Source organism: Corynebacterium sp. KPL2825 (assembly GCF_037908445.1).
GTDB classification, from domain to species: Bacteria; Actinomycetota; Actinomycetes; order Mycobacteriales; family Mycobacteriaceae; genus Corynebacterium; species Corynebacterium kefirresidentii.
In genome coordinates this window covers 24,542-51,494 of record NZ_JBBMGI010000012.1, presented here as the reverse complement: position 1 = coordinate 51,494, position 26,953 = coordinate 24,542, and the positions used below count along the sequence as shown (strand labels likewise).

The following is a 26,953-nucleotide window of genomic DNA, read 5'->3' as shown; positions in this document are numbered from 1 at the left end:
GAAACCTTAATGGAGCCGGTAACCGACCACAACTGTTGTGGCTGAAAAGGTCTAGTGTTGCTGCGGGTGAGCGCGATCACCAACTATGACCACCGTGAGCGGCTGGCTTAACGACGCCGCGGCAACATCATTAGCGTGATCTTGGGGCAATGCGAGTAAAACGGTCGACGAGGAAGCCTCGCCTTCCGGGCTGGAGGTAGACACCACGCGTCCGCCTGAGGCGATAACGCGTGCGGTAGGGGTTGCGGCGGCCGCCCCCGCCTCAACTGCGGTCACCACGTCCACGGTGTCGCCGTGATGCAAATGGGGGATGATATCGGGCTCGGCAAGTTTGACCGGAATCATCCGCCCGGCCTCGGCCCCTGTGCCACCCACCAAGCTGGAGACAAGATCTTCTCCTAGAAGGCGAGCACCGGTAATCACTTCGCCCTTGTTGGCGGCGGCGGTAATAACGCGGCCACTTAGTTCTTCTGGCTTTTCCGTTAGCGTAGAATCGGGGATAGAGGAGGCAGGAAGCCGGGCTAGGTCGACGTCGGCAAGCGCAAGCTCTGCTCCCGCCGGCAGATCGCGGCTAAAAACGGGAACGCGCGGTAGCTCCTTGGCCGCCGAAAGGGCCGAGGCTAGCGCGGCAATAAGGAGGGCCACCGCAATGGCGCGGCGCACTAGTACGCCGCGGCGGTGGCCAGGGGTGCGGAGGGTATCAACGAGGCGGGGAAAATGAGAAGTGGGCATACTTTTTTAGACTGTCCAAAACCGCTCATGGTTCCCGTACCCCGGAAACTAGAAGCGAGTGATGCCGTGGGCGGTGACGACGGCATCGACCTTGCGGTCGTGGTCCTCGGTAGGTAGCTCATCTAGCAGCTCGGTGGGGTAGACCATGGCGAAGACCGGTGGCTTGCCGTGGGGAAGTGGCTCTAGTGCGCGGTCATAGTATCCGCCGCCTTTGCCCATGCGGTTGCCCTTGGCGTCTACGGCCATGGCTGGGGCGAGTACCAGATCGCACTCGGCCAGGACGCTGCTATCAAAGCTTGGGCCTTGGGGCTCATTCAAACCCATCGCGCTTTCGTGCATTGCTTCTTTGCCGCGGTATTCAGCAAAGGTCAACGTGCCATTCTCGCCGGAAATTGGCAAGAGGACGCGGGAGACATGCTCCTTGAGCCACGGCACAAAATCGGCGCCGCCCGGCTCCGAACCCAAAGGCCAGTAGGCAGCCACGGTCATGGACTCGGTGAGTTCGGACTCGAGATGCTTACGCACGCCAGCAGTAAAGGCGTCGTGGTCTTCGGCGGAAAGTTCGCGGCGGGCCTGGACCAAGCGGGCCCGCAGCTCGTTTTTAGCAGTCATGGAAGAGGTCATAAATTAATCATAACCCCGCGGCGTAGCGGTGCACGGGAAAATAATGTGGCGTTGTACGCTATTACGCATGGCTATAGAACGCGAAGATTCCGCCCGCGGAATCACCACGGTTGTAGTTCCAGCGGCAGGTATGGGCACCCGATTTTTGCCCGCCACCAAGACGGTTCCCAAAGAACTGCTTCCCGTTGTTGATACTCCCGGCATTGAACTCATCGCAGAGGAGGCGGCCTCTGTAGGCGCCCGCCGCCTTGCGGTGATTACCGCGCCCGATAAGCAAGAAGTCATGCGCCACTTCGAAGCTTTCCCAGAACTGGTAGACACCCTTGAATCCCGCGGCAAGGACGAGCAGGTTGCCAAGGTTAAGCGCGCTAATCAGCTCATTCACCCTGTTGCGGTGGAGCAGGAAAAGCCACTGGGCTTGGGCCACGCGGTGGGCCTGGCAGAAGAGGTACTCGGCGAAGATGAGGATTCTTTTGCCGTCATGCTTCCAGATGACATCGTGCTGCCTGCCACCGTCATGGCAGACATGGCTCGCGTGCGCGCGGCTTTGGGCGGTAGCGTGCTGTGCGCCTTCGAGGTCCCGCGCGAGCAGACCTATAACTACGGCGTCTTCGACGTAGAAGATACCAATGCCCCCTGCGTTAAGAAGGTCGTGGGCATGGTGGAAAAGCCGGCGGTGGAAGATGCCCCGTCTAATCTCGTGGCCACCGGTCGCTACCTATTGGATCGCAAGATTTTTGATGCCCTCCGCCGTATTAAGCCAGGCAAGGGCGGCGAGCTGCAGCTTACCGACGCCATCGAGCTCCTCATCGAGGAAGGCGAGCCCGTGCACGTGGTAGTCCACCAAGGAAAGCGTCATGATTTGGGAAATCCCGGTGGGTATATCCCCGCCAATGTGGATTTTGGTCTGCGCGATGAAAAGTATGGCCCCACGCTGTATAAAGCGATTAAGCAGATTGTGGCCGAGTATGAGGATGAGCACGGCCTAAACTAGGGAGATTTCCCAAGGGCAGAGGACATGAAAGCGAAGAAAGGGCTGGCATAGACCTTATGCGTTCAGTTGATGACCAGTTGGCGCTGGTAACGGATGCGGCGAACACGCCGGAGCCGGTGCGCATCGGTATTTCCAACGCGTTGGGGTTAATGTGCGCCGAGGAGGTGCAAGCAAACCAGCCCCTGCCGGGCTTTCCGCAGGCAGCCATCGACGGCTATGCGGTGCGCGCCGTTGATATTGGAGGCGAGCGCGGCCTAAGGCTCCGCCGTCCCAAGGAGCAGGAGGAGCAGGCTGCGGAGGGGGAAGAAGAGAAGGCACCCCAGCAACCGGAGGTCGAGCGTTCCTTGCCTGTGGTGGGCGAGGTTCCGGCCGGCTCCAAGCAGCCGTTGCGCCTGCAGCCCAAGCAAGCCGTGCGTGTGTATACGGGTGCGCCTTTGCCCACGCTTGCCGACGCCGTCCTTCCCCTCGAGTGGACCGACCGCGGCCGCAAGCGCGTCACCGCCCATCGCCCGGTGCGCTCCGGTGACTTTGTTCGCCGGGTAGGCGACGATATCCAACCTGGCGATGTGGCTGTATCTTCCGGCACGGTTTTGGGCCCCGCCCAGATCGGCCTGCTGGCCGCAGTTGGCCGCTCTAAGGTATTGGTCTATCCGCGCCCGCGCATCACCATCATCTCCTTTGGCCGCGAACTGGTTGATTTGGACCAAGAACCGGCACTGGGCCAAGTCTTTGACGTCAACTCTTATTCCCTCGCCGCCGCGGCTCGCGAGGCTGGGGCAGAGGTGCATCGCGTTGGCATTGCCGAGGGGGAGCCGCGCCGCATCCGCGAAGCGCTGGAAAAGCACATCGCTCGCAGCGAGGTCCTGGTCATCTCCGGTGCGGTTGGTGGAGCCGGCGCCGAGGCCATCCGTGAGATTCTTGATGACCTCGGTGATATCGATACCTCTCGTGTTGCCATGCATCCCGGCTCCGTCCAGGGGTTTGGTCTGGTGGGCGAGGAACGCATTCCTACCTTCTTGCTGCCGTCTAATCCAGTATCCGCGCTCGTGGTCTTCGAGGTATATATCCGCCCGCTCATTCGCTTGGCACTGGGTAAACGCAATGCGCACCGCCGTGTGGTGCGTGCCCGCGCGCTGAACCACATCGATTCCCGCCCCGGCCGGCGCGGCTTCATCCGCGCTCGTTTGATGCGCGATGCGGAAACCGCGGATTATCTGGTGGAAGGGCTGGGCGGTGCCGCGGGTGCCCCAGCGCACCTATTGGCCGGTCTTTCGGAGGCCAATGCCATGATTCGCGTGCCGGAAGAGGTAACGGAAATCCGCCCGGGCGATGTGGTCGATGTGTTGTTTTTGACCCAGCGTAGCTAATGCTCGATCCCTTCGGCACTGCGGCGGATAGGTTCCGCCTTCCCGCTACCGGCCCCACGGATGACATGCATCCGGGATGGCCGGAATCTACTCCTTTTGTTAGGCTTCCCGCTTCCGCTGTCTTCCCTTCGGGGGCGCGGATGCGCCTGCGGCCGCTGCTGCGATCTGATGGGCATGAGTGGCGGCGCCAACGTATCGAAGATGAAAGCTTCCTCCGCTCGGTCGAGCCGACCCAAGCGGCACCTTGGGCGGCGGCGCATAGCCAGCAGGCGTGGTGGAATCATCTGATGTACCTGCGTACCGCCGCCCGTGAGGCACTGGTGGTCCCACTTGTCATTGAAGTGGAGGGCCAATTCGTAGGCCAAATCACCTTGGGGAATATTCAGCATGGCAGCATTCGCGATTGCTGGATTGGTTACTGGGTTTATTCCGCTATCCACGGCGCCGGGGTGGCTACGGCTGCCACCGCCTTAGGCGTGGACCACGCCTTTGGACGGGTGGGCCTACACCGGGTGACCGCTACCTATCTAGAGAGCAATCCTGCCTCTGGTCGCGTCTTAGCCGCCAATGGCTTTCGACACGAGGGATACTTGCGTCGCAATTTGCATATAGACGGTGCCTGGCAGGACCACCATTACGTGGCTTTAGTTAAAGAAGACTATGCCTCCACGGCTGTCGAGCGCCTGCGCCAGGCTGGCCGGTTGGCGTGAAATAGCTCCACAGTTGCTGGGATTTCGACCTCAATTTTCACAGAAGTCACAACATTGTAATTTGTGGGAATTTGGGGTGCTATGGTGCGGTTTCACCGTTTAGAGTGGAGTAATCATCTGTATTCAAGGGGAAGGTCCTTTTCGTGTCGACAGCTGTGCCGGTTATCGCGATCATCGTGGTGTGGCTCTTCGTCCTCGCACCATGGATTCTGGGTAGGAATAACCGCCCAATGAGCCATACTGGTGAGGCCTTTGAAGATACTCGCGTCCTTTTTGAAGGAGATTCTGGCAAGGTCGCTGGCCGCCGGCGTCCACGCCTGCGTGCCGATGATGTGCACCGCCGCGAGGACCAGGACGAGGCGGACTATGAAGTAGTAGAGGCCGCAGACACCGGCGTGGATGAGTCGGATGCCGAGGCTACTAAGCCCTCTTCGCGCTCCGTGACTATTGCCGGTGCTGCCCGCCGCGCTAAGTCCCAGCCTTTCGGTACCGGCAGCCGTGCGTTTTCTGCGGCGTCTTCCTCCGCAGCTGGTGAGGACACTCAGCCAGAAGCAGATACTATCGACGGCGAACTGGTCGAGGAAGCGACTGTAGAAGGCGACGATTCTGCAGTTCAGCCCCAAGCAGTCGCGGTCCCAGCCTCCCAGCAGGCTGATACGGCGGCAGTTGGTGACGACACCGAATTCGATGATGCCGATGACGTACTTCTTGAGGACGAGGAAGACGCCGCAGACCAGGCCGCAAAAGATGACTCTACCGATATTGCTGCCGCCGAGTCAGAGGTCTTTAGCGCTCCCGCAGTCTCTACCGTGGCGAGTGATGCCTATGACTACGACGAGACTTATACCTCGCCGGTGGACCTTATGTACCCCGGTGCCGTAGATAAGGCCGAGGTCGCTGAGAAGGATTCTGCCGATTCGGAAGTTGCGGCTGACGCTGAGCCGGTATCCGTGGACAAGGCAGAGGCCGAGGACTCTGGGGAACTCATGGAAACCGCTGCAGCAGACGACGCCGGTATGGATACCAACCTGTCCGAGGATGAGGTGGAATTCGCGCAGCGTCGCATGGGCCGTGGCGGCTGGGACCCGGTAGCAGAAAAGGAAAAGTCTGTTACTCGTTACCAGCGCCGTCAGCGCACCCTGCTGGGCCTAGCCGTGGCCGTGGTACTCACGGTGGCCCTGGGGATCGTGGCCGGCGGCTGGACCTGGTGGTTGGCTGCGGTGGCCGGTGCGCTCACCGTTGTCTATCTGATGGCTCTTCGCGCTCAGGTCCGTCAGGAGCGAGCCCTGATGCGCCGCCGTGTGCGCCACTTGCGCCGCGCCCGTTTGGGCGTGCGCAACGCAGAGGATGAAGCTTTGAAGATTCCGCGCAACTTGCGCCGCCCAGGCGCTGTGATCGTGGAGATCGATGACGAAAGCCCTGACTTTGTGCACCTTCCGCTGCGCTATAACGATGGGGAAGACGGCGATTTTGATGGCCCCCACGCCGGGCCCGACGGCTATAGCCGGCGCGATGACCTAGCAGCCCGTCGCGCTGGATAGGAACTGGTGCCGACTTAGCAGGCCGCGTTCCGGAGTTCAGTGGAAGGCGCTGACCGCGGGTTCGTGAGCGCGTTGTATTCCTGCGCTAGGCCATAATGCGGCACACCGCTGTCGTGCCATACCCCGGAGGTTCCGCGGCGGTGAGAGCCGATGAGATGGGTATCAATCATGCCGATCGCCTCCATGAGTGCGAAACAGGTGACGGGGCCGACAAAGCGGAAGCCCTTCTTCTTGAGTTCGCGTGACATCAACTTGGATTCGTAGCTCTTTTTCGGAATATCTTCCATTGCGGTGGGGTAGAGGTTCTCCGGCGGTTGGAAGGACCAAATGAACTCCGCCAGCCCGCCCTCTTCGCGTAGGGCGATGGTGGCTTTGGCGTTTGTGATGGCGGCGCGGATTTTGGTCTCGTTGCGAATAATGGAGGCGTCGCCAAGCAATCGCTCAACATCCGGTTCGGTAAATTGAGCGACTTTTTCAGGATCGAAGTCGCAAAAAGCCGCACGGAAGGCCTCGCGCTTTTTCAAAACCACCGCCCAGGAAAGCCCGGATTGGAAAGACTCGAGGCTCAAACGCTCGTAAAGAGCTGCTTCATCAAAAATAGGCAGGCCCCATTCGGTGTCGTAATACTCCTTCAACATCGGCGAGGACATTGCCCAAGGCGGGCGGCCAAGTCCATCATCGTCATAGACTAAGGCGGTGCGCTCTGCGGACTGCGTAGCTGGTTTGCTCATGGTGTTCTCCTTTAATCTTTCTGCCTGGTTCCCATTGAAACAGTCCGCGTGACTATATGCCGTTCCTTCCCCGGCAAAGGGCGAAATTCCCAGCAGTATGGGCGTAGGCCATTGCCTTCGCATCGGGTGAGGGGTTCAGGGTAATCTGTTCAGCATGAATAGACCTGCCGTACGCGATGCCGCTTTGCTTATTTTTCGAGCGGTCCTCGGATTAATCTTTATCGCACACGGCGTGGACAAGATGTTTATGACCGGCATGGACGAAACCGTGGGGCAATTTTCCGCCCTTGGGGTGCCGCAGCCACAGCTTTCCGGCTATATCGCCGCCATCGGGGAGATGGTTGGGGGCGCCTTCCTCGTCGTCGGTTTGCTCACCACTTTTGTGGCCGGCGCGCTTGCCCTGCTGATGGGGTGCGCACTGTACTTTGTGCATTTGGGACATGGTCTTTTTGCTGCCGAAGGCGGAATCGAATACCCACTGGTATTGCTGATGTCCTTATTGATGATCGTGATTTTTGGCTCCGGTCGAGCCAGCATGGACGGGGTGCTCAGCAATGTTGACGCATAGCCAAGTCCAAGCGGCGATTTCTGCGCAGCTGGACGGTGAGCACTCAGATCTGGCAGAGGACGTAATCGATGCACACTTGGAAAGCTGCGCCGAATGCCGCGCCTTTCGCGATAAGGCGGCCGCGCTTTCGCGATCATTGCGTTTTGTGGAGCCTGCGGAATCCGGTATGGCGCCGCCAACGGATCTCTCCGAAGTCATTTTGGCCGGTGTGGAGCCGGAATGGCGGCGCACCTCGAGCGCTCGCCAGGCCAACCTGACGGTTGCGCGTGCCGCCATGGTGCTCATGGGCGCCATCTTTGCACTCTGGGCAGTAGCGCTCATCGTCCATTCCTCCGGGCTCGTACCGTTGGGTGAGGAAGGAAAGGTTTTAGATCCCACGGCGGATCCGGAACGAGCCAACCTGTTGATGGAAGGCGCAGCCGTACGCTTTGGCATGGCCTGTGGCCTATTTTTTAGTGCCTGGCGCCCCGCAGCGCTTACCGGCCTGCTCCCGGTCTCGGCCACGATGTTTGCTTTCCTCTTCGGGTTCGGCATGCGCGATATTGCGCTGGGCACCGTAACCATCGAACAGGTATATTTTCTTATCGCTACCGCGCTGGCGACCTTCAGCTTGGCGTGGGCTTGGGCGGCAGAAAAGGGCTACTTGGTGCGCGCCTGGTGGAAGTCCCTCAACGCACAACCTCAATAAGCCCCGCTTTCGTGCGGCTAGGTCCAGCTAGGCAGCCACATCATGGAGTGGTACCAAGAATCTGGAATCTTGTAGCCGTACAAAATGGGAGAGAAATAGAAGAACATCGCCACTACCAGGGCTAGGTAGAACACGGCGGCGATTGTTCCCCAGCGTACAGGGCCGCCTGCCAAACTCTTGAGCCATCCCCACTGCACTGGCCTGCCATGGCCGATGAGCTGGCCGAGTGCTAAGGCAATGAGCACGATGACAAAGGGGATAAACGCAGTGGCATAAAAGAAGTACATCTGGCGGTCAAAGGCTGCAAGCCAGGGCAAGAAACCTGCCCCAAAGCCCACCAAGGGGATGAGGAAGCTGCGATTGCGACGAATGATAAGTGACCACAGTCCCCACAGGACGGCCGGGATGACCAGCCACCAGATAGCCGGCGTGCCAAAAAGGTAGAGCATCTTGCGGCACTCGTTGCTGCCATCACCGCATTGCAGGTCGGTGGAGGAGTAGTACAAGATGGGGCGGGCGGCTACCAGCCACGCCCAAGGCTTAGAATCCCACGGGTGGTGGTGGCCACCGGAGGAAGTCAGGCTGGCGTGGAATTCTAGGACAGAGGAATGGTAGTAGAACCAGCCTGCCAGGGATTCAGGCAGGTGCATCAGCCACGATCCATCCTCGATCGTTCCATCTACTTTGGCGTGGCGGTACACGGCGGTTTCGGAGGAAAACCACGCTCGCCAGGTCCAGGCGTAGAGCAGCACCGGCACCAGTACGAGGGAGGCTAGGGCAGCAGGAGTATCGCGCACGAGGGTGCCCACTATGTAGCGGCGTACGCCATAGCGCTTGCGCAGGGCAAGATCGCTAAAGACGGACATGAGGCCAAAGAACATGATGAAGTACAGGCCGGACCACTTCACCCCCAGGGAAAGGCCAAGACAGACGCCCGCGAGGAGTCGCCACCAGCGGAATCCAAAGCGTGGTCCGAAGGCGGAGGAGCCCAAACGATTTTTAAGGAAAGCGCTGTGGAGGCGCTCGCGCATCTGATTATGATCGCGAGCAAGTGCCCAGGCGGCCGAGACAACAAAGAAGACCTGGAAAATGTCCAACATGCCGAACTTGGAAGAGACCAAAAGCACACCATCAAAGACGGCGATGAGGCCAGCCAGGGTTGCTACCTGCCAGGATAAAGAGACGCGGCGGGCCAGGGACATCGTCAAGAGCACGGTGGCTGCGCCGAAGAGGGCAGTCATAAAACGCCAGCCCAGTGGGGAATAGCCAGCGACCCATTCGGACAGCGCCACAATCTGCTTGCCCAGCGGTGGGTGAACCACCAGGCCATAACCGGGGTTGGATTCTATACCTCCGATGAAGAGGTTATCCCAGCTTCGCACCATGTCCCAGGCTTGCGGAACGTAGTGCTTTTCATCAAAGACAGGAGTGCCCTTTGATACGGGCGCGGTCAATCCGGCAAAGCGGGTAATGAGCGCGAGTACGCCAACGACGCTAGTGCTTATCCAGTCAGCCTTGCCCCACTGATAGGTGCGGGGCGCTGGCGGGGCCACAGTGTCGTGCGTGGTGCGCGATGGGGCAGCGGTAGCAATAGTCACTTGGTTGAGTCTAGGCGACAAGGCACCGCGCCCGCGCATTAGAGAGTATGGAATGCTAGAGATATGTCTGTTTCAGGTCTGGATCCACTACCGCGCGGGGTCATCCTCGCCGCCACGCCGCTGGGAAACGTGGGAGATGCCTCCGCGCGTTTAATGCATGCCTTGCAGCATGCGGACGTCATTGCGGCCGAGGATACGCGGCGCGTGCGGAACTTGGCGCAAGCTTTGGGCATCGAGATTTCCGGGCGGGTGGTGTCCAATTTTGATCACAATGAAAAGGACCGAGCCCAGCAGCTTATCGACGCCGCCGCAGCCGGCACCGTCCTCGTCGTTACGGATGCCGGCATGCCCATCATTTCTGATCCAGGACTGTCTATTGTGGCTGCAGCAGCTGACCGGGATATTCCCGTGACTTGTTTTCCTGGCCCTTCTGCCGTCCCAACGGCCTTGGCGCTGTCCGGCCTCGGCGTGGGTCACTTCCTCTTCGACGCCTTTCCTCCCCGCAAGCCCGGACCTCGCAAGGCCTGGTTAGAGTCACTGCGTAACGAAAAGCGCGCCATCGTCTTTTTTGAATCCCCACACCGGGTAGCCGAAACTCTAGCCGAGGCCGCGGATATCCTCGGCGCCCAGCGCCCGGCAGCGGTGTGCAGGGAGCTTACTAAAACCTATGAGGAAGTCCGGCGCGGCAGTTTGGAAGAGTTGGCCGAGTGGGCGGCTGGAGGGGCACGGGGAGAAATCACTGTGGTGATCGAGGGCGGAACCGCCGCGGCCGCTACCGCCGCAGATTTGGTTCCCCAGGCGATGGAATTGGCGGCGGCGGGGATGCGGCTAAAGGATGCTTGTAAGCAGGTAGCGAAAGACACCGAGGTTTCCAACCGCGAGCTTTATGACGCCGCTTTAGCAGCTCGCAAGGACTAGCCCCTATCGACGTGCTGATTAAGTCACAACTTTTGGTACCCGCAGATGGCTTCACTAAAGCAAACTTTGTAACTGAATTGTTATAGTGCTCGGGCGTGTGGGTGGCTTAAAGCGCTATTTACATGGGGAAATGAAGCGTAAAAACTGTTCAAATTAGCGTGGAAAATTCCTGGGAAATGGCGCTGAGCAGCGAAGTTTCTTACTGCTTCGTTTGATAATTGAGTAGTTCCGCACCACTGTATAGTTCATGACAAACTCGGAAAATATGGGCACAGGCGTGCCAGAAGAAGGAAAGGAACCGGTCGGCGCACATGCGCAGCCGGCTTCGGCTTCTTCGAGCGAGCAGCCTATTGAGAATTATCAGACTGTAGACGAACAGCTGGACGCACAATCTGCCACCGGCCAGCTGCAGGATATGATTCACTCCGACGGTTTCCACCCGGAGCGCTACGACGATCCTGAGGTAGAAATTGCGGCCGATCGTGACAATATGCCAATCGATTGGTCCATCGTCGGCATCGCCGGCGTGCTTGTTGCCGCGATCGTCGTCTGGGGTTTGGCTGCCCCGGATAACTTTGCCAACTTCTCCGCTTCGGCCCTGACCTGGGTAGTCGACAACTTTGGTTGGGCATACATTCTCTTCGGCACCGTCTTTGTGGTGTTCGTTGTCTTCATTGCCGCCTCCAAGTTCGGCTCCATCAAGCTGGGCCGCATTAATGAGGAGCCGGAATTTTCCACGCCCTCATGGATCGCCATGATGTTTGCCGCCGGTATGGGCATCGGCCTGATGTTCTATGGTGCCTCCGAGCCGCTAGCTAACTACCGTGACGGCACCCCAGGTGAGGGCACCGGCAACGTTGGATCTTCCATGGCCTATGCAATGTTCCACTGGACGCTGCACCCTTGGGCGGTCTATGCCATCGTTGGCTTGGCCATTGCATACTCCACCTTCCGCATCGGCCGTAAGCAGTTGTTGAGCCAGGCTTTCGTGCCGCTGATTGGCGAGCGTAATGCTAATGGTGCAGTGGGCAAGCTCATTGACATCCTGTCTATCTTCGCCACCGTCTTCGGCACCGCCTGCTCCCTGGGCCTGGGTGCCCTGCAGATTCAGGCCGGACTGAAGGCATCCGGAATCATCGATAATCCCACCAACTCCGTGGTTATCGGCATTGTGTTGGTTCTGACCCTCGCGTTCATCCTGTCTGCGATGTCCGGCGTGGGCAAGGGCATTCAGTATATCTCCAATGCGAATATGGTCCTCGCCGCAGTGTTGGCGATCTTCGTGTTCATCTTGGGCCCGACCGTTACCATCCTGAACCAGATTCCTGGCTCCATTGGTAGCTACCTCAACTACTTCACCGAGATGATCGGCCGCACCGCCGAGTCCGAAAACGGCGCCGCCGCTGAGTGGCTTTCCGGTTACACGATCTTCTACTGGGCTTGGTGGGTTTCCTGGTCCCCGTTCGTGGGCATGTTCCTGGCTCGTATTTCCCGCGGCCGTTCCGTCCGCGAATTCTGCTTGGGCGTCCTGCTCATCCCAGCCGGCGTATCCACCCTGTGGTTCGCTATCTTCGGTGGCACCGCCATCCACATGGAGCAAAACGGCGAATCCATCACCGGCGAATCTGCCGAGGAAGAGCTGTTTAACCTCCTGCAGTCCATGCCTGGCGGTTTCGTTGCCGGCATCGTTGCAGCAATCCTGTTGGCTACCTTCTTCGTTACCTCGGCAGACTCCGCGTCCACGGTGATGGGCTCCATGTCCCAAAATGGTGCCGCTACTGCTAAGCCGTGGCTTTCCGCCGCGTGGGGTGGATTGACTGCCTTGGTAGGCCTGACCCTGCTCTTGGCCAATGAGGATGCACTGTCTAACCTGCAGAACGTCACCATCGTTGCTGCACTGCCATTCCTGTTCATCGTGGTTGGACTGATGTTCGCCATCTACAAGGCGTTGAGCGAGGATGTTATCTACCTCGAATACCGCGAGGCACAGCAGTTCCAGCGCAAGATGGCCCGCGAGCGCCGCCTGCACCGCGAGTACCAGCGCACGCAGGTTCTGAAGAAGCGCCGCAACGAACGCCTGAAGCACCCGATGAAGCGGAAGTAAATCGCTTTCTTCGCGGCTGCTCTAAAGCGCCCATTGTTTCCTTAGTGGTAGGGAAGCGGTGGGCGCTTTCTGCTGAAAATGCAGTTCACCTGCGGGAGAAATGTCTGCCCTAATCGTGTGTATAGGAGTCGGCTTCGATAAAGTAGAACCCATGACTGAGTCTGTAGTAGTTAATGTTGCTTGGCCCTACGCCAACGGCCCGCGCCACATCGGACACGTGGCCGGTTTTGGTGTTCCTTCCGACGTCTTTGCACGTTTCCAGCGAATGCGTGGCCGCAACGTACTCATGGTCTCGGGTACGGATGAGCACGGCACTCCGCTATTGGTACAGGCGGATAAAGAGGGCGTTTCCGTTCGTGAGCTCGCAGACCGCTATAACCGTCAGATCGTTACTGACTTGGCCAACCTTGGCCTGTCCTATGATCTCTTTACTCGCACCACCACCCGTAACCACTACTCCGTGGTGCAGGAGCTGTTCAAAGGCCTGTATGCCAACGGTTACATGCTCAAAGAGACCACCAAGGGCGCTATTTCGCCGTCTACCGGACGTACCCTGCCGGACCGCTATATCGAGGGCACCTGCCCAATTTGCGGTGCGGATGGCGCCCGCGGTGACCAATGCGATGAGTGCGGCAATCAGCTCGACCCCGTGGACCTTATCAACCCCGTATCTAAGATCAACGGTGAGACCCCGAAATTCATCGAAACCGAACACTTCCTACTGGATCTGCCAGCCATCAAGGATGAGCTGCAAAAGTGGCTTTCTACCCGCGAAGATTGGCGCCCGAACGTACTGAAGTTTTCCCTGAACCTGCTTGAAGATATGCGCCCGCGCACCATGACGCGCGATATTGACTGGGGAATTCCTATCCCCGTCGAGGGCTGGCAGGACAATAACGCCAAGAAACTCTACGTGTGGTTCGATGCGGTCATCGGCTATCTGTCTTCCTCCATCGAATGGGCGTACCGCACCGGTCAGCCCGAGGCCTGGAAGGACTTTTGGCAGAACCCAGACGCCCGCCACTATTACTTCCAAGGCAAGGACAATATCACCTTCCACTCCCAGATCTGGCCGGCCGAGCTATTGGGCTATGCCGGTAAGGGCAACAAGGGCGGGGAACTCCACAAGTACGGCGAGCTCAACTTGCCTACGGAAATCGTCTCCTCCGAGTACTTGACCATGTCTGGATCCAAGTTCTCCTCGTCCAAGGGTGTTGTCATCTATGTCAAGGACTTCTTGGCGGAGTTCGGCCCTGACGCCCTGCGCTACTTCATTGCCGTGGCTGGCCCTGAAAACAATGACACGGACTTTACCTGGGATGAGTTCGTTCGCCGTATCAATAATGAGCTGGCAAATGGCTGGGGTAACTTGGTCAACCGCACCGTATCTATGGCCTTTAAGAACTTCGGAGAGGTTCCCGCACCAGCAGCATTAGAAGAAAAGGACAAAGAAATCCTGCAGCTGGCGGAGGAGACCTTCGACACTGCCGGTGGTTTGCTGGAGCAGTCCAAATTTAAGCAGGCGATTACCGCTATCATGCACGTCGTCGGCGAGGCCAATGCCTATATTGCAGACCAGGAGCCATGGAAACTAGCCAAGGATGAGTCTCAGCGCGAGCGTCTAGCCACCGTGCTGTGGACCGCCCTCCAAGTCGTTTCTGACTGCAATGTCATGCTCACGCCCTACCTGCCGTTTACCGCGCAGAAGGTGCACGAAACCTTGGGCCGCAGCGGCGTGTGGGCCGCCCAGCCGGAGGTACACGACGTCAAGGACGATATTCCGGTAGAACTCGTGGGCGCTGGTTTACCGCCAGAGGGCCACGAATATCCGATTATCATGGGTGACTACACCCAGCAGCAGGCGAAGTGGGAGCGCATCCAAGTAGAGCCGGGCACCGCTTTGACAAAGCCTAAGCCGCTCGTCTCCAAGCTGGACCCAGAGCTGGGTGAAACCGGTCCAGAGTGGGCGCCTGTCTCCAAGTAACACCATATAAATAGCCGCGTTATCGCCCGATTTTTAGGAAGTTAAGGGCATAACGCGGCTATTTGTGTGCTCCAGTGCTGAGGGGCGCGGAGCGGCGGGGAAAAACCTGGCGGTTAGCGCTGGAAATCGCGCTGGAGGTGTACCAGGCCGAGGCGGACGCCGTCTTTGGTATGGATATTCGGCATACGGCCGGTCTCGGTAAAGCCGAACTTTTTATGCAAGGCGATAGAGCCTTCGTTGGTATCGACGATATAGGTGATCATCGTCTGTACGTAGCTGTCATCAGCGGCGTAGTCCATGAGGGCGTCGAGAAGCTCGGAGCCTACGCCCTTGCCCTGGGCGGAGGGAGCAATGTAGACGGAATCTTCGACGGTGCCGTAATAGATGGCAGGGGTCACGAACTGGAAATAGGCGGCCCAACCAATGATTTCATCATCGTGTACGGCTACGAAGACCGGGGAGCCGGCCTCAAACATCTCCTTGAGCCACTTTTCACGGTCAGCCACATCTTCTTGCCAGGTGACCAAGTTGGCGGCGGGTTTCGCTGCGGAGCCGGCGTTGTAGATGGCGGTGAGCGCGGGGGCGTCGGCAAGCTCGGCAGGGCGGATATGCATAGAAATTCCTTTACACCAGAAGTTGTAGGTGGGTGAGGCTCAGCCAACGATCGAACTTGTAGCAAACCTCTTTAAGAATACCCACGTTTTCAAACCCAAACTTTTCATGCAACTTAAGTGATGCCGCATTGGTGGAGACGATGAGGGCGAGCAGCGAATGAACCTTTTTATCGGCGCGCGCCGCCTTTACCAAGGCGCCAAGTAAAGCAGTGCCTACGCCTTGGCCCTGAGCGGTGGGGGAAAGATAGATGGTGGTTTCATAACAGCCTGTCCATACCTGCGGATCGCGGTAGGGGTGGTAGAGCGCCCACCCCAGGTAGTCGCCAGAATCGGACTCCGCGACGAGACATGGGCAGTCCTTTTCCCACAGCTCGCGTTGGTAGTCTTCGCGCTCTGCGATGCTGGCCGGGGTAGCGCGGAAGATGGCGTCGGTGTGTGCGATGGCCCAGTTGAGGGTTTCGGTCATGGCGGGCACATCCGCAAGGCCGGCGGGTCTGATCAACATGGCAGCCAATATTACAATTGCGTGCATGGCTAAAAAGAAGCGACGACCCACTCCCGTTCCGGCACCGGGCCTCAGTGGCCTTATTGATGCGCACACGCATCTTTTCTCGCACAAGGACACCGATGAAGTGCTGGTGAATCGCGCACGCACCGCCGGTATCAGCCGCATGGTGACGGTTGGTGATGACCGCCGCGAATCGGCAGCGGCTCTGGCGACTGCACATGCCTTCCCGGATGTTTATGCTGCCTGTGCCATCCACCCAGTGCGCGCTAATGAGTTGGATGCGCCGACCAAGGCAGCGCTGGAAGAGATGGTGGCGGATCCGCGCTGCGTCGCGGTGGGGGAGACAGGACTGGATGCGTACTGGGTGCAGCATGAGCCAGAGACCACCGCGACCATGGCCCAGCAAGAGGAATCCCTGCGGTGGCATATTGACCTTGCAGTGCGCCATGGCAAGACGCTGATGATCCACAACCGCGAAGCGGATGCGGACTTGCTGCGCATCCTTGCCGACGCCCCCGCTCCCCACACCGTCATGCTGCACTGCTTCTCCTCGCCGCTGAAGGTAGCAGAGGAGGCCTTGGAGCGCGGCTACGTGTTGTCCTTTGCCGGCAACGTAACCTTTAAGCGCAACGCCGAGCTGCGGCGGGCGGCTGCCAAGGCGCCGGCCGGCCAGCTGCTGGTGGAAACTGATGCACCGTATATGACGCCAGAACCCTTCCGCGGCCAACGCAATGAACCGGCTCTTATCGGGCACACATATGAATGCATCGCCCGTGTACGCCACCAGACGGTGCAGGCGCTAGCGGCGGAGGTTAACGAAACCTTTGACCGCGTCTACGGCCTGGGCTAACTCCTGGGTGATGGTTTTCACAATTTCAAAACCCGCTGGCCAGGGGTGGCGTGGGTGTTTGGTGTGGCGGTTGTGTGCTCAGTGAGGCATGTGGCGGATTGGTTCTCGACTTTATGTTGCTGTTATCGTATTGTTATTAATCGTTCGTTTAGGTTTTAGGGATCCGCAGCGCCGCCCACGGTGCGGCAGCAGCAGATCTGAGCAATGCAATTGCCTGCGCGGAAATTCTTGCTGGCCTAAACTCTAATAATTGTTGAAACCTGCACTATCGGAGATTCATTCAGCATGTCACCTCATCAAATCAAGCGCATCAATAACTCCCGCTCGCTGCCACTGCGTCTGGCAACGGGTGGCGTCTTGGGTACCTTGGCCGTGGGCGGCGTCGTTGCCGTTGCGGCACAAAAGGATGTCACCGTCGACGTTAACGGCGACAAGGTGGAACTGGCTACCTTTGCCAAAGACGTTGACGGCGCGCTGGAGGCAGCTGGCGTTCAGGTGAGCGAGGAAGACATCGTCTACCCGGCACCGTCCGAGTCTGTGGGCGATGGCGATGAGATCTCCGTTCGCACCGCCAAGCCGGTGGCCGTGACTATCGACGGCGTGCAGCAGCAGTTGTCCACCACCGACCTCACCGTTTCTGACCTATTGGGTAACTTGAGCGGCGTGGCCAAGGGCGCTTCCGTCAAGTCCGGTGACGCTGACGTGGACCAGGATGCCCAGCTGGAAGAGGGCATGGACCTAGAGGTCGTTTCCCCGAAGATCGTCAAGATTAATGATGGTGGCAAGGTAACTTATACCAAGATTGCTGCTAAGACCGTCGAGGACGTTCTTAAGGCGCGCAATATCGACGTTGATGACGATGATCGTGTCTTCCCGTCCAAGGACACCAAGGTTACCGATGGCATGTCCATTAAGGTGGATCAGGTTTCCACTACGACCTATGACTCTGAGGAAGAGTTCGAAGCCGAGCCTAACTTTGTTGATGACCCGGAGCTGGAAGAGGGCACCGAAGAGGTCCGCGAGGAAGGCGTTAAGGGCAAGCGCGTTATCACTCGCAAGCTGGTGATGAAGGACGGCGCCAAGGAATCTAATGACGTCATCAAAGAAAAGGTGACCGTAGAGCCTAAGGCTGCCACCATCGCCCGCGGCACCAAGAAGGCCGAAGAAGAAAAGCCAGAGGAGGGCGGTAACTCTGGTGCTGCTGCTCCGGCTGTCGCCGATGGCTCCGTCTGGGATTCCATCGCACAGTGCGAGGCTACCGGTAACTGGGCTATCAATACCGGCAATGGCTTCTCCGGTGGCCTGCAGTTCACTCCATCCACTTGGGCCGCATTCGGTGGCACCGAGTACGCACCGGAGGCATGGCAGGCTTCCCGCGAGCAACAGATTGCCGTGGCACAGAAGGTGCAGGCGGCGCAGGGTTGGGGCGCTTGGCCGGCATGTACTTCCAAGCTGGGCCTGCGCTAGACTGAAGCGCTTTATCGCCGCACACCTAAGTGGTGTGCGGCTTTTTCATCTCTTCTACTAAGTTAGAAGGCATGACTGATTCCACCGGCGCCGCGCTTTTGGGCCCCGTAGAGATCCGCGCCCTCGCGGAGAAGCTCAACATTGTGCCCACGAAGAAGCTAGGGCAGAACTTTCTGCATGATCCGAATACCATTCGGCGCATCGTCGCTGCGGCCGAGTTGGATCCCGCAGACCGCGTCCTCGAGGTGGGGCCGGGCTTGGGCTCGCTAACCCTCGGCCTGGTAGAGGCTGTGGAAAAAGTTACCGCGGTAGAAATCGACTCGCGCCTGGCTGCACAGCTGCCCGATACCGTGGCTGAGCGCGCCCCGGAATATGCCCAGCGTCTTCAGGTGGTGGAAAAGGACGCACTGCGGGTAACAGAAGCTGACGTCACTGAGCCGACCGCTCTGGTAGCCAACTTGCCGTATAACGTGGCCGTCCCGGTGCTGCTGCACCTATTGGAGACTTTTCCTTCCATTTGTCGCGTGCTGGTTATGGTCCAGCTAGAGGTGGCGGACCGCCTAGCTGCGCAGCCGGGCAGCAAGGTGTACGGCGTGCCTTCGGTCAAAGCGGGATTTTATGGCAAGGTCTCCAAGGCGGGCACTATTGGTAAGAACGTCTTTTGGCCTGCGCCCAATATTGAGTCTGGGTTGGTGCGTATTGACGTCTTCGACTCTGCTCCGTGGCCCGTCACTGACGAGTCGCGTGCTAAGGTCTGGCCGGTTATCGACGCCGCCTTTGCCCAACGCCGCAAGACCCTGCGTGCGGCATTGTCGGGTCACTTTGGTTCGGGAGCAGCCGCCGAGGAAGCATTGCGAGCTGCGGACATCGATCCGAAGCAACGCGGCGAAAAGCTCGCCGTGGAGGACTTCGTACGATTGGCAGGAATCTAATGACCGCCCCCATCGATAACGAACCATTCGTCTACACGGCGCGGGCTCACTCCAAGGTCAATATTCACCTGGGAGTGGAGGAACCGCGAGAGGATGGGTTTCATGAGCTTGCCAGTGTTTTTCAGTCCTTAGAGCTACATGACACAGTAACGCTGACTGACTTGGGGAACCCCGAGGTAGATAAGCCACGCATTCAGGGCCTGAAGGTTACAGGCCCTCACGCGCAGGGCGTGCCAGAAGACTATACGAACCTAGCGTGGACCGCGGTAAACCGTATCATGCAGTACCTGTACAGCACCCATGGGCCGAAGGCGCTGCCGGAGGTAGCGCTGGAAATCCACAAAGCCATTCCTACCGCCGGTGGCATGGCAGGTGGTTCGGCGGATGCGGCGGCCGCGCTGCGATTGGCCGAGCGCTGCTATGGCGGCTATTACGGCATCGATTCGGTGGGGGAGCCAATCCTAGACGCGCTGGGCGCGGCATTGGGCTCGGATGTTCCCTTCACCTTGCTGGGAGGCACCGCGCTCGGCACGGGGCGCGGCGAGCAGCTGACCCCGATGATGACGCGCGGTACCTACGATTGGGCGCTCATCGCCTCGGACCGTGGGCTTTCTACCCCGCAGGTCTTTCATAAGCTCGATGAGATGCGGGAAAAGGGCCGCGGCGGTGAGCCACACCTGGACACCGCAGCGGTATCGCAGGCGCTCATCTCGGGCGATCCGCACCGAGTGGCGCAGCACTTGCATAACGATTTGCAGCCGGCAGCGCTGTCGTTGCGCCCAGACCTGCGCAAGACCTTGGAGGCCGGTGTGGCCGCCGGAGCCCTAGCAGGGATTGTCTCCGGCAGTGGTCCGACCTGTGCCTTCCTTTGCGCTGGGGCAGAAGAAGCTCAGGAAGTAGTGTCCCAAGTGACGGTGGAGATTCCCGGAACCAAGGGAGTGGCTACCCAGGGGCCAGCTAGCGGCGCCGTGGTGCTGTAGCTAGAGCACCGTCATTTCGGTGGGCTCGATGTCGAGGTCGAAGCGGTTGACTTCCTTTTCCTGCAGGAGGTCAATGACTACGAGCTGCTTCTTCTGGGCGTCAGTGATAAAGGCATAGCCATCGGCAGCCTGAAGGATAGGTCCTGGTTGCTGCCATTCCTTGTTTTCCTTCCACCGGGAGATGGCATCAATCTGCTTGGTGATTTCACCGGAATCTGGGTCGATGACGTTGAGTTTGCCGTCGGTGGTCAGCACAAGTGCCTCGCCCAGCGGGCCGCGGGCTAGGGAGCGGAACCAATAAGAAGCATCGAGGTCTACCTTCTTGGCCGAAAAATCCTTGGTATCTACCAAGGTTACGGAGGTAGGGCGTTCGAGCTCTGCGTCTTTGTCGGTCTTATTATCGGCCAGGATGACATCGGATTCCTCCGAACCGGCGGCATTGCCAGAGCGCTGGTAGCCGCCTGCACCGGCATAAGCAGAGGCGTCTACCTTGTGGAACTCCTTGCCATCAAAGACCACCGGGCCGTCTTCGCAGCCAAAGAAAATATTGCCGTTTCCAGCGGCAGCCTCGCCGTGGACACCAGGGCATTTGGTGGTCTCAGTAAGAACTTTGCCCTCCTTATCCAGATGCTGGATGGTGTGGCGCTCGTCCTCGGTGCCCTTAGTGATGACCACCGAGCCATCCTTCAGCGGTACGGCCACGCCGTGGTGTGCGGCCCCGGTGTCAACGGTATTGACTGGCTGGGCGTCCTTTTTGCCAATGTCTTCGGTCTTATAAATCTTTGCCACGCCATCACCATCGGAAAATAGTGCGGTAAAGCCATCGTGGTGGACCACGTGGCCGGCATGCGGTGCCTTAATGGGGGCGTCGCCAAGCGCGGGCTCAGCGGTGTAGTAGTGGTTGTGATCGCCATGGCCCTTGGTGATGCGCCCAGTGTCGTAGGTGAGGAAGCTATCGCCCTTAGTGACCATGACGTGGCGATTATCGCCGGCATCGCTGAGACGAAGGAAGGCATTCATCTTGTCCTCGCCGATTACTTTGCCCGTTTTGGCGTCATAGGCGGTTAGACCATCCGCATGGGAGATAACGATGCGGGTGGGCAGCTGGGCTACCTCGGTTTCTCCCTCTTCGGCTTCAAAGCCTTCGTGTGAGTGTCCGGCGTGGTCATGGCCGTGCTCGTGGTCATGGTCATGGTCGTGTTCATGGGCATGCTCGGCTTCGCTATGTGCGTGGTCGTGGGAGTGCAGTGAGTCCTTTTCTTCCTCGGTGGGGGCAGAGCAGGAAGCGATGGCTATCGCCGCAGTGGAAAGCACGGCGCAGAGAGAAAGTGTGTAGCGTTTCATACATTGGCAGAGTATTGGACTTGAAAATCAATAGCAATAGGTTGCAGAAATGCGGGGGTACAGGCAGGGAGGTATTAAGATGGACACTCGTTATGGCAAACCTGATTAACCTCGAGCAAGTCAGCAAAACTTATGGATTAAAAACCCTTTTAGACGGGGTGTCCCTAGGTGTGCAAAGCGGCGATCGCATCGGCATCGTCGGCGTTAATGGCGGTGGCAAAACCACCTTGCTGGAGGTACTTACCGGCATCGAACCACCCGATGCCGGCCGCGTATCCCATACCTCTGATCTACGCATGGCCGTGGTCACCCAGCGCTTCGATCTACCCGATGAACTGACCATCGCCCAAGTCATTATCGAACCCCTCGAACTGGAAACCTATGAGTGGGCATCCAATGCCAAGGTGCGCGATGTCTTGGGCGGCCTGGGCATTGTGGATTTGGGATTGGATACCCCAGTTGGCTCACTCTCCGGTGGCGAGCGCCGCCGCGTGAACCTAGCCGCCGCGCTGGTACAGGACTTGGATCTCGTGGTGCTCGATGAGCCCACCAACCACCTTGACGTGGAGGGAGTGCAGTGGCTCGCAGATCACCTCCTTAAGCGCAACTTGGCCGTAGTCGTGGTCACCCACGATCGCTGGTTCCTCGACACCGTAGCCACGTGGACCTGGGAAGTCCACGATGGCGTGGTTGATACCTACGAGGGCGGCTACAACGATTGGACCTTCGCCCGCGCCGAGCGCGCCCGCCAGGCCGATGCCATGGAACAGCGACGCAAGAACCTCGCCCGCAAAGAGCTGGCATGGTTGCGTCGTGGCGCGCCTGCCCGCACGTCCAAGCCGCGCTACCGGATTGAAGCTGCCGAGGCGCTCATCGCAGACGTGCCGGAGCCGCGCAATAAGGTCGAGCTCATGGCCTTTTCTAAGCAGCGCCAAGGTCGCGTGGTCATCGAGCTTGAGGATGCCACCGTGAAGTCCCCAGACGGTCGCACCTTGGCGGATCACCTTACCTGGCGCCTAGCCCCCGGCGAGCGCATTGGTTTGGTAGGCGTCAATGGCTCCGGTAAGACCACGCTGCTGCGCACCCTGGCCGGCGAATACGAGCTGGCGGCCGGCAAGCGCATCGAGGGCCAAACCGTGCGCCTTGGCTGGTTGCGCCAAGAGCTCGATGACTTGGATCCGCAGCGTCGGCTTATCGACGCCGTCGAGGACGTTGCCACCTATGTCCAGCTCGGCAAAAAGGAACTTTCTGCCTCCCAACTTGCTGAGCGCCTAGGGTTTTCCGCCAAGCGCCAGCGCACCCCGGTGGGGGATCTCTCCGGCGGCGAGCGCCGCCGCTTGCAGCTCACCCGCGTACTGATGGCCGAGCCCAATGTGCTGTTGCTCGATGAGCCCACCAACGACCTCGACATCGATACCCTACAGGAACTGGAGTCTCTCCTTGACTCTTGGCCGGGCACGATGGTGGTTATCTCGCACGATCGCTACCTCATTGAGCGCATCGCGGACAATACCTATGCGCTCTTTGGTGATGGCAAACTCACCAACCTTCCCGGCGGCATCGATGAGTACCTGCGCAAGCGCGCCGCACTTGAGGCGCAACACAACTCCGGCGTGCTCAACTTGGGCGAAAGGAAGCCAGACAGCTCTGCTCCTAAGCCGGAAAAGAAGCTCTCTTCCCAGCAAGAACGTGAAATCACAAAGAAAATGAACGCGCTGGAGCGCAAGATGCACAAGCTCGAGAAGGCGGCCGCGCAGATTAATGAGAAGATGGCGACTGCCGCGGAAAAGGTCGACACTCAAGCCTTGACCGAGCTAGACGGAGAACTAAAGGACAACCGTAGCGCCTACGAGGAACTGGAGATGGAATGGCTAGAGTTGGGGGAGAAGCTCGAAGGGTAGAAGCCCGCATCGCCGATATCGTCGGCCACCTTGACCTGTGGGGCATTATCGGCGCTGCGGCGCTTTTTACCCTAGGCCTTACCCCATCCCTCCTGCCGCGTGACTGGCTCTACCAAGGGCTGGTCTCCGGCATTGCCGCAGGACTTGGTTATACGCTGGGTGTTGCCCTCAAACACGTGTGGTACCGCCTCGTAGTGCGTTATGCGGCACCACGGTATTCCTGGCTCGATGCCACCACGTGGCCGCCCCGGCGCTACCGCCTTGCTTCTCGCATCGCCACCGGAGTTTTTGTGCTGTGGATGGTGGGCTTTGCGGTCTTCGCCGTGCGCTGGCAGCGTCAACTTGCAGATGCCCTAGCCGCCCCAGCGCCGACCATTGCCAGCTATCTTCTTGTGGTTCCGCTCGCTCTTGCAGTATTCACTGCTTTCCTTTTTATTCTGCGCGTGCTGCGCTTTTGCGTGCGTTGGCTCTCCAGCCACTTTCCCCACCGCTTTCGCGCCGCCTACCGCGTCGTGGGTGCGGTGCTCATCGTTGCCCTAGTGGGCACGTATACCGTGGAAAACCTCATCCCTGGCGCCATCGTTGGCGTGGGCGAGAGGATCTTTACCGCTCAAAACGCCGACCCCGATCCCGCCATGAAGCGGCCTATGTCCGCAGAGCGCAGTGGTTCCCCGCAGTCCCGTGTGGACTGGAACGGCGTGGGCCTGCAGGGCTCGCGTTTCCTTTCTTCCGGTGCGCACCGCGCGGAATTGGAGAAGGTAAGCGGAAAGCCTGCCAAGGAACCCATCCGCGCCTATGCCGGATTGGGCAATCGTGACTCGAATGAGGAGCGAGCGCAGCTGCTCATCGACGAACTCGAGCGCACCCACGCCCAAGACCGCAAAGCCCTGCTTCTCATTATGACCACCGGTACGGGCTGGGTGTCTTCCTATTCTGCTCAAGCCTTCGAACTACTCTACGGTGGCGATACCGCCATTGCGGCTGCCCAATACTCCGCTATGCCTTCCGCCCTGCACTTCCTATCGGGCGGTGGCCAGGTAGAGCGCGCCGGGGAAGAGTTCATCAACCCCATCGTGGACTGGTGGAACGGTCTGCCAGAACGCAAGCGCCCGAAGCTCTACTTATACGGCGAATCCTTGGGTACTACGGGCATCGAAGCAGCGTTTTCTGGAGTGCGTGATATTGCCAATTCTGTGGACGGAATCCTCCTTACCGGCCCGCCGCACTTCAATCGCCTGCGCACGCAATTTGTGGAAAGGCGTGATCCCGGATCCTCCGAAATTTCCCCCGAATACGCCGGGGGCCTCGTGGTGCGTTTTGCTAACGATGACGCGCAGGTACGCCAGTGGGGACCGGTGCCGGAAGAAGAGTGGGGACGCACCCGCATGCTCTATATCCAACATCCCTCGGACCCAGTGGCCTGGTGGTCTCCACAGATGGCTTTCAAAGAGCCGGATTGGATGCGCGAACGGACGCCGTATTCTGCCGAGCGCGTGATGCGATGGATGCCCATCATCTCCTCTCTCCAAGTGGCGGCCGATCTGCCCGGTGCAAAAGACGTTTCCGATGGGCACGGTCACAACTATGGAGCATCGGTACTTGATGGCTTTGCCGCCATCGCAGGTCCAGACGTGGCAGGAGCCATCGACCCCGATGAGCTACAGCACGAATTCGCCGCGCTCGACGTCGGCGTTTACTAGGTGTTTAGCCAAACAGGGCCGCGATCGCCAACATCGCCGGCAGCGAGAGGAAGGTCGTGAGAAAAACCGTATCCCGGGCTACGGTTTCTCCTACCTCATAGGTGGCGGCATAGTTGTACACGTTCTGTGCCGTGGGCAAGGCAGCCAGAATTAACGCAGCATACAACTCCGCGCCGTCAAGACCTAGCGCTGCACCAACGGCCAGCGCGATAGCGGGCATTCCCACCAACTTCAATACCGTCGCGGTAATGGTGGGCAGGCGGTCTTCCTCCAGCAGCGCGTCGCCCTTTAAAGAGGCACCAAAGCTCATGAGAATCATGGGGATAGAGGCGCCGCCCAGAATCTCCAGTGGCTTCATTATTACTTCCGGTACCTGCCACCTTGCCGCGGAGACTATGAATCCCGCCACCGCTGCCAACACTACGGGCGCGGTAACCCCTGAGACTACGGAGCGCCATATAGATTGCAGGCTTGTACCCTGCGCATTGAGCCCCGCGATGATAAACGGAGAAAGCACCGCCATTTGCAGAACTAAGGCCGGGATAGCATACGTGGCATCACCAATGACATAGGTAGCGATGGGCAGACCGATATTGACTGAGTTGTAATAGCTTGCCGCTGCGGCACCGGCCATGGTTTCGGCACCGCTGCGGGAAAAGAATAGCTGGCTACACAGCCAATACAACGCAATGGTGGCGATGGATGCAGCAGCTATAACAGCCACCACTGGGGACACGAAGGCAGAGGTATCGGATTTAGCCACGCTGGAGAAAATGAGTGCCGGCGTGGCCGCCCAAAAGGCCGTTCGATTGAATTGCAATCGTGCCTCGCCTTTGCCAATAACGCCCCTGTGCGCCAGCACAAATCCCACACCGATGACTACGAAAATGATTGCAAAACCGGTCAATACGTCCAGCAACAGTCAACAACCTTTCGCAGTACTAAAGAAAAATTCGCTGTGGGCAATTGTCCCATTATCTCTGTCGGTCATAAGACACGGGGGACCATAACAAAGTTGTATCGAAATGCCTGAGCACCACGGAAACGCCTTCCACACTGCTTGTGCTTTATGGCACGGTGGAGGGCATGAAGCTTTCTCACCGCGCAATCGTAGCCACCGTATCCACCGCTCTTGTCGTCACCGGTACTTCCACCGTGGCCTCTGCTCAGCCGGCCTTGCCGCCACAGATCCAGCAGGCTTCTTCGCAGGCTCAGCAGCTTTCTTCTGATCCTTTCGCCGCTTTAGAAGATTTCCGCCTCACCCTGCCGCCGCAGGCCTATGAGCTGGCTGAGAAGTACAATATCCCGCTGCCAGAATTCCTCGCCAAACCGGTGGGCCAGGCGCCCAAGGTTGCCGGCCAGCTAGGCGCCGCCACCACCGCCCACCTCGAAAAGGCTGGGCACCATAAAGATGCGCGTGCAGCGGCTATCGCCCAGGAATGGGCCAATCAAGGTGCTGCCGGCAAGCTTGAGTACAAGGGCGGCATTGCTCACGGTTTGAATCACAAGGACGAGGGCCAGGGCACAGTTCGTCGCCTTAGCGAACAGCAGGCGCAAGATCGCCTGAACTGGTTCAACCGCGATGTCCCGGTCAACGCTGCTCCCCAGCACGGCTTTGGCGTGGCAACCGCCTACGACGGGACCTACATCTATGTTGCGGAGTTCTTCCTCAACTAAACTTTTCCCCAAGCCTCGATTCCGCCGCGTTCTTAGCATTCATCTGCAACGATGACGAAGCCGCACGGCGCCGGTAGAATCGGGGCATGATTTTGATCAACGTACAGTTCCACGTCAAGCCCGAATACGCAGAGACCTTCCTCGATGAAATCAACTGGTACACCGAGGCCTGCAATGCAGAGCCGGGCTGCATCGACTTCAAGTGGTTCCGCGATCCAGAAGATCGTCAGCGTTTCTTGCTTCTGGAGTCCTACGCCGACGGCAAGGATGTCGAGCACGTCCAGAGCGAGCACTTCCAGCGCTCGACCGAGGAGTTCCCGAAGTACCTCGTGGAAACCCCAGACATCATTAACGTCCATATTGACGGCCGCACCGGCTGGGACAAGATGGGCGAATTTTCCGTCGACTAATCCTAAAGAGA

25 protein-coding genes are annotated in these 26,953 nt (G+C 59.0%); 17 read left to right on the top strand and 8 right to left on the bottom strand.

Features of this window, described 5'->3' with window-relative positions; all coding sequences use genetic code 11:
- Positions 1–51: 51 nt before the first annotated feature.
- Together WMQ00_RS09910 and WMQ00_RS09905 are read right to left on the bottom strand one after the other, a co-directional pair.
- The gene (locus WMQ00_RS09910; RefSeq protein ID WP_023027832.1) at positions 52–732 is read right to left on the bottom strand and encodes an SAF domain-containing protein; all 681 of its coding nucleotides are present in this window, start codon (positions 730–732) and stop codon (positions 52–54) included.
- A 48-nt stretch (positions 733–780) separates the two neighbouring features.
- Positions 781–1,356, bottom strand: a complete 576-nt coding sequence (locus WMQ00_RS09905) for a 5-formyltetrahydrofolate cyclo-ligase (protein WP_023021970.1) — start codon at positions 1,354–1,356, stop codon at positions 781–783.
- 67 nt (positions 1,357–1,423) lie between these two features.
- Here WMQ00_RS09905 and WMQ00_RS09900 point away from each other — a divergent pair, with 67 nt between their 5' ends.
- From WMQ00_RS09900 to sepX, 4 genes are all read left to right on the top strand, one after another.
- Positions 1,424–2,350 carry a UTP--glucose-1-phosphate uridylyltransferase gene (locus tag WMQ00_RS09900; protein WP_340440993.1) on the top strand — a complete coding sequence of 309 codons (927 nt, stop codon included), beginning with the start codon at positions 1,424–1,426 and terminating at the stop codon, positions 2,348–2,350.
- Positions 2,351–2,406: 56 nt separating this feature from the next.
- Positions 2,407–3,717 (top strand): molybdotransferase-like divisome protein Glp, encoded by a 1,311-nt coding sequence (glp, locus tag WMQ00_RS09895; protein WP_023021968.1) that lies wholly within the window; start codon positions 2,407–2,409, stop codon positions 3,715–3,717.
- Positions 3,717–4,427, top strand: a complete 711-nt coding sequence (locus WMQ00_RS09890; RefSeq protein ID WP_023021967.1) for a GNAT family N-acetyltransferase — start codon at positions 3,717–3,719, stop codon at positions 4,425–4,427. The genes glp and WMQ00_RS09890 overlap by 1 nt, the downstream gene beginning before the upstream one ends.
- Before the next feature lie 143 nt (positions 4,428–4,570).
- Positions 4,571–5,968 (top strand): divisome protein SepX/GlpR, encoded by a 1,398-nt coding sequence (sepX, locus tag WMQ00_RS09885; protein ID WP_239207980.1) that lies wholly within the window; start codon positions 4,571–4,573, stop codon positions 5,966–5,968.
- Positions 5,969–5,982: 14 nt separating this feature from the next.
- Here the strand turns inward: sepX and WMQ00_RS09880 are convergent, their stop codons facing one another.
- Entirely contained in the window at positions 5,983–6,699 is a 717-nt protein-coding gene (locus WMQ00_RS09880) for a DNA-3-methyladenine glycosylase I (protein WP_023021965.1), read from the bottom strand.
- A 154-nt stretch (positions 6,700–6,853) separates the two neighbouring features.
- On the opposite strand from WMQ00_RS09880, the gene WMQ00_RS09875 reads away from it, so the two are divergent.
- Positions 6,854–7,267, top strand: coding sequence for a DoxX family protein (locus tag WMQ00_RS09875; RefSeq protein WP_023021964.1), 414 nt, complete (start codon positions 6,854–6,856; stop codon positions 7,265–7,267).
- On the top strand, positions 7,254–7,955 hold the full coding sequence (locus tag WMQ00_RS09870; RefSeq protein ID WP_023021963.1) for a zf-HC2 domain-containing protein: 702 nt from the start codon (positions 7,254–7,256) through the stop codon (positions 7,953–7,955). Before WMQ00_RS09875 ends, WMQ00_RS09870 begins: the two co-directional genes overlap by 14 nt.
- A 17-nt stretch (positions 7,956–7,972) precedes the next feature.
- On the opposite strand, the gene WMQ00_RS09865 is transcribed toward WMQ00_RS09870, so the two are convergent.
- Complete coding sequence (locus tag WMQ00_RS09865) at positions 7,973–9,592, bottom strand: dolichyl-phosphate-mannose--protein mannosyltransferase (protein WP_023021962.1); 1,620 nt, start codon at positions 9,590–9,592, stop codon at positions 7,973–7,975.
- Between the two features lie 24 nt (positions 9,593–9,616).
- On the opposite strand from WMQ00_RS09865, the gene rsmI reads away from it, so the two are divergent.
- The 3 genes from rsmI (at position 9,617) to metG (ending at position 14,559) form a co-directional block, all read left to right on the top strand.
- Positions 9,617–10,471 (top strand): 16S rRNA (cytidine(1402)-2'-O)-methyltransferase, encoded by an 855-nt coding sequence (gene rsmI / locus WMQ00_RS09860; RefSeq protein ID WP_340440992.1) that lies wholly within the window; start codon positions 9,617–9,619, stop codon positions 10,469–10,471.
- A gap of 247 nt (positions 10,472–10,718) precedes the next feature.
- Positions 10,719–12,575, top strand: a complete 1,857-nt coding sequence (locus WMQ00_RS09855; RefSeq protein ID WP_340440991.1) for a BCCT family transporter — start codon at positions 10,719–10,721, stop codon at positions 12,573–12,575.
- A 151-nt stretch (positions 12,576–12,726) separates the two neighbouring features.
- Entirely contained in the window at positions 12,727–14,559 is a 1,833-nt protein-coding gene (metG, locus tag WMQ00_RS09850) for a methionine--tRNA ligase (RefSeq protein WP_284798969.1), read from the top strand.
- Positions 14,560–14,672: 113 nt separating this feature from the next.
- Here metG and WMQ00_RS09845 read toward each other — a convergent pair whose 3' ends face one another.
- Together WMQ00_RS09845 and WMQ00_RS09840 are read right to left on the bottom strand one after the other, a co-directional pair.
- Positions 14,673–15,173, bottom strand: a complete 501-nt coding sequence (locus tag WMQ00_RS09845; RefSeq protein ID WP_023021958.1) for a GNAT family N-acetyltransferase — start codon at positions 15,171–15,173, stop codon at positions 14,673–14,675.
- Between the two features lie 10 nt (positions 15,174–15,183).
- A complete protein-coding gene (locus WMQ00_RS09840) occupies positions 15,184–15,678 on the bottom strand; it encodes a GNAT family N-acetyltransferase (protein WP_316359885.1) in 495 nt (164 codons plus the stop codon).
- A gap of 25 nt (positions 15,679–15,703) precedes the next feature.
- Here WMQ00_RS09840 and WMQ00_RS09835 point away from each other — a divergent pair, with 25 nt between their 5' ends.
- The 4 genes from WMQ00_RS09835 (at position 15,704) to WMQ00_RS09820 (ending at position 19,910) form a co-directional block, all read left to right on the top strand.
- Positions 15,704–16,531, top strand: coding sequence for a TatD family hydrolase (locus WMQ00_RS09835; protein WP_232212582.1), 828 nt, complete (start codon positions 15,704–15,706; stop codon positions 16,529–16,531).
- Between the two features lie 285 nt (positions 16,532–16,816).
- A complete protein-coding gene (locus tag WMQ00_RS09830; protein ID WP_023021955.1) occupies positions 16,817–17,998 on the top strand; it encodes a resuscitation-promoting factor in 1,182 nt (393 codons plus the stop codon).
- 71 nt (positions 17,999–18,069) lie between these two features.
- Positions 18,070–18,930 carry a 16S rRNA (adenine(1518)-N(6)/adenine(1519)-N(6))-dimethyltransferase RsmA gene (rsmA, locus tag WMQ00_RS09825; protein ID WP_239207985.1) on the top strand — a complete coding sequence of 287 codons (861 nt, stop codon included), beginning with the start codon at positions 18,070–18,072 and terminating at the stop codon, positions 18,928–18,930.
- Positions 18,930–19,910 carry a 4-(cytidine 5'-diphospho)-2-C-methyl-D-erythritol kinase gene (locus tag WMQ00_RS09820; RefSeq protein WP_239207986.1) on the top strand — a complete coding sequence of 327 codons (981 nt, stop codon included), beginning with the start codon at positions 18,930–18,932 and terminating at the stop codon, positions 19,908–19,910. The genes rsmA and WMQ00_RS09820 overlap by 1 nt, the downstream gene beginning before the upstream one ends.
- On the opposite strand, the gene WMQ00_RS09815 is transcribed toward WMQ00_RS09820, so the two are convergent.
- Positions 19,911–21,254, bottom strand: coding sequence for a hypothetical protein (locus WMQ00_RS09815; RefSeq protein ID WP_248099115.1), 1,344 nt, complete (start codon positions 21,252–21,254; stop codon positions 19,911–19,913).
- Between the two features lie 92 nt (positions 21,255–21,346).
- Here WMQ00_RS09815 and WMQ00_RS09810 point away from each other — a divergent pair, with 92 nt between their 5' ends.
- Positions 21,347–23,155, top strand: a complete 1,809-nt coding sequence (locus tag WMQ00_RS09810) for an ABC-F family ATP-binding cassette domain-containing protein (RefSeq protein WP_316359880.1) — start codon at positions 21,347–21,349, stop codon at positions 23,153–23,155.
- On the top strand, positions 23,122–24,855 hold the full coding sequence (locus WMQ00_RS09805; protein ID WP_239207989.1) for an alpha/beta-hydrolase family protein: 1,734 nt from the start codon (positions 23,122–23,124) through the stop codon (positions 24,853–24,855). The genes WMQ00_RS09810 and WMQ00_RS09805 overlap by 34 nt, the downstream gene beginning before the upstream one ends.
- A gap of 4 nt (positions 24,856–24,859) precedes the next feature.
- Here the strand turns inward: WMQ00_RS09805 and WMQ00_RS09800 are convergent, their stop codons facing one another.
- Positions 24,860–25,774: an AEC family transporter gene (locus tag WMQ00_RS09800; RefSeq protein WP_239207990.1), complete on the bottom strand. Its 915-nt coding sequence runs from the start codon at positions 25,772–25,774 to the stop codon at positions 24,860–24,862.
- Between the two features lie 167 nt (positions 25,775–25,941).
- Between WMQ00_RS09800 and WMQ00_RS09795 the strand changes: the two genes are divergently transcribed.
- Positions 25,942–26,532, top strand: a complete 591-nt coding sequence (locus WMQ00_RS09795) for a hypothetical protein (RefSeq protein WP_200287916.1) — start codon at positions 25,942–25,944, stop codon at positions 26,530–26,532.
- 86 nt (positions 26,533–26,618) lie between these two features.
- The gene (locus tag WMQ00_RS09790; protein WP_023021947.1) at positions 26,619–26,942 is read left to right on the top strand and encodes a putative quinol monooxygenase; all 324 of its coding nucleotides are present in this window, start codon (positions 26,619–26,621) and stop codon (positions 26,940–26,942) included.
- Positions 26,943–26,953: the final 11 nt, after the last annotated feature.

Excerpts from the sequence above, each read along its gene's own strand:
- WMQ00_RS09815 (WP_248099115.1), bottom strand. The coding sequence starts at position 21,254 with ATGAAACGCTACACACTTTCTCTCTGCGCCGTGCTTTCCACTGCGGCG.
- WMQ00_RS09900 (WP_340440993.1), top strand. The coding sequence starts at position 1,424 with ATGGCTATAGAACGCGAAGATTCCGCCCGCGGAATCACCACGGTTGTA.
- rsmA (WP_239207985.1), top strand. The coding sequence starts at position 18,070 with ATGACTGATTCCACCGGCGCCGCGCTTTTGGGCCCCGTAGAGATCCGC.
- WMQ00_RS09820 (WP_239207986.1), top strand. The coding sequence starts at position 18,930 with ATGACCGCCCCCATCGATAACGAACCATTCGTCTACACGGCGCGGGCT.
- WMQ00_RS09865 (WP_023021962.1), bottom strand. The coding sequence starts at position 9,592 with ATGCGCGGGCGCGGTGCCTTGTCGCCTAGACTCAACCAAGTGACTATT.
- WMQ00_RS09835 (WP_232212582.1), top strand. The coding sequence starts at position 15,704 with ATGGCTAAAAAGAAGCGACGACCCACTCCCGTTCCGGCACCGGGCCTC.
- WMQ00_RS09795 (WP_200287916.1), top strand. The coding sequence starts at position 25,942 with ATGAAGCTTTCTCACCGCGCAATCGTAGCCACCGTATCCACCGCTCTT.
- WMQ00_RS09810 (WP_316359880.1), top strand. The coding sequence starts at position 21,347 with ATGGCAAACCTGATTAACCTCGAGCAAGTCAGCAAAACTTATGGATTA.
- WMQ00_RS09805 (WP_239207989.1), top strand. The coding sequence starts at position 23,122 with ATGGCTAGAGTTGGGGGAGAAGCTCGAAGGGTAGAAGCCCGCATCGCC.
- WMQ00_RS09905 (WP_023021970.1), bottom strand. The coding sequence starts at position 1,356 with ATGACCTCTTCCATGACTGCTAAAAACGAGCTGCGGGCCCGCTTGGTC.
- WMQ00_RS09855 (WP_340440991.1), top strand. The coding sequence starts at position 10,719 with ATGACAAACTCGGAAAATATGGGCACAGGCGTGCCAGAAGAAGGAAAG.
- rsmI (WP_340440992.1), top strand. The coding sequence starts at position 9,617 with ATGTCTGTTTCAGGTCTGGATCCACTACCGCGCGGGGTCATCCTCGCC.
- WMQ00_RS09910 (WP_023027832.1), bottom strand. The coding sequence starts at position 732 with ATGCCCACTTCTCATTTTCCCCGCCTCGTTGATACCCTCCGCACCCCT.
- metG (WP_284798969.1), top strand. The coding sequence starts at position 12,727 with ATGACTGAGTCTGTAGTAGTTAATGTTGCTTGGCCCTACGCCAACGGC.
- WMQ00_RS09840 (WP_316359885.1), bottom strand. The coding sequence starts at position 15,678 with ATGTTGATCAGACCCGCCGGCCTTGCGGATGTGCCCGCCATGACCGAA.
- WMQ00_RS09845 (WP_023021958.1), bottom strand. The coding sequence starts at position 15,173 with ATGCATATCCGCCCTGCCGAGCTTGCCGACGCCCCCGCGCTCACCGCC.
- WMQ00_RS09890 (WP_023021967.1), top strand. The coding sequence starts at position 3,717 with ATGCTCGATCCCTTCGGCACTGCGGCGGATAGGTTCCGCCTTCCCGCT.
- glp (WP_023021968.1), top strand. The coding sequence starts at position 2,407 with ATGCGTTCAGTTGATGACCAGTTGGCGCTGGTAACGGATGCGGCGAAC.
- WMQ00_RS09880 (WP_023021965.1), bottom strand. The coding sequence starts at position 6,699 with ATGAGCAAACCAGCTACGCAGTCCGCAGAGCGCACCGCCTTAGTCTAT.
- WMQ00_RS09875 (WP_023021964.1), top strand. The coding sequence starts at position 6,854 with ATGAATAGACCTGCCGTACGCGATGCCGCTTTGCTTATTTTTCGAGCG.
- WMQ00_RS09830 (WP_023021955.1), top strand. The coding sequence starts at position 16,817 with ATGTCACCTCATCAAATCAAGCGCATCAATAACTCCCGCTCGCTGCCA.
- WMQ00_RS09790 (WP_023021947.1), top strand. The coding sequence starts at position 26,619 with ATGATTTTGATCAACGTACAGTTCCACGTCAAGCCCGAATACGCAGAG.
- WMQ00_RS09870 (WP_023021963.1), top strand. The coding sequence starts at position 7,254 with ATGTTGACGCATAGCCAAGTCCAAGCGGCGATTTCTGCGCAGCTGGAC.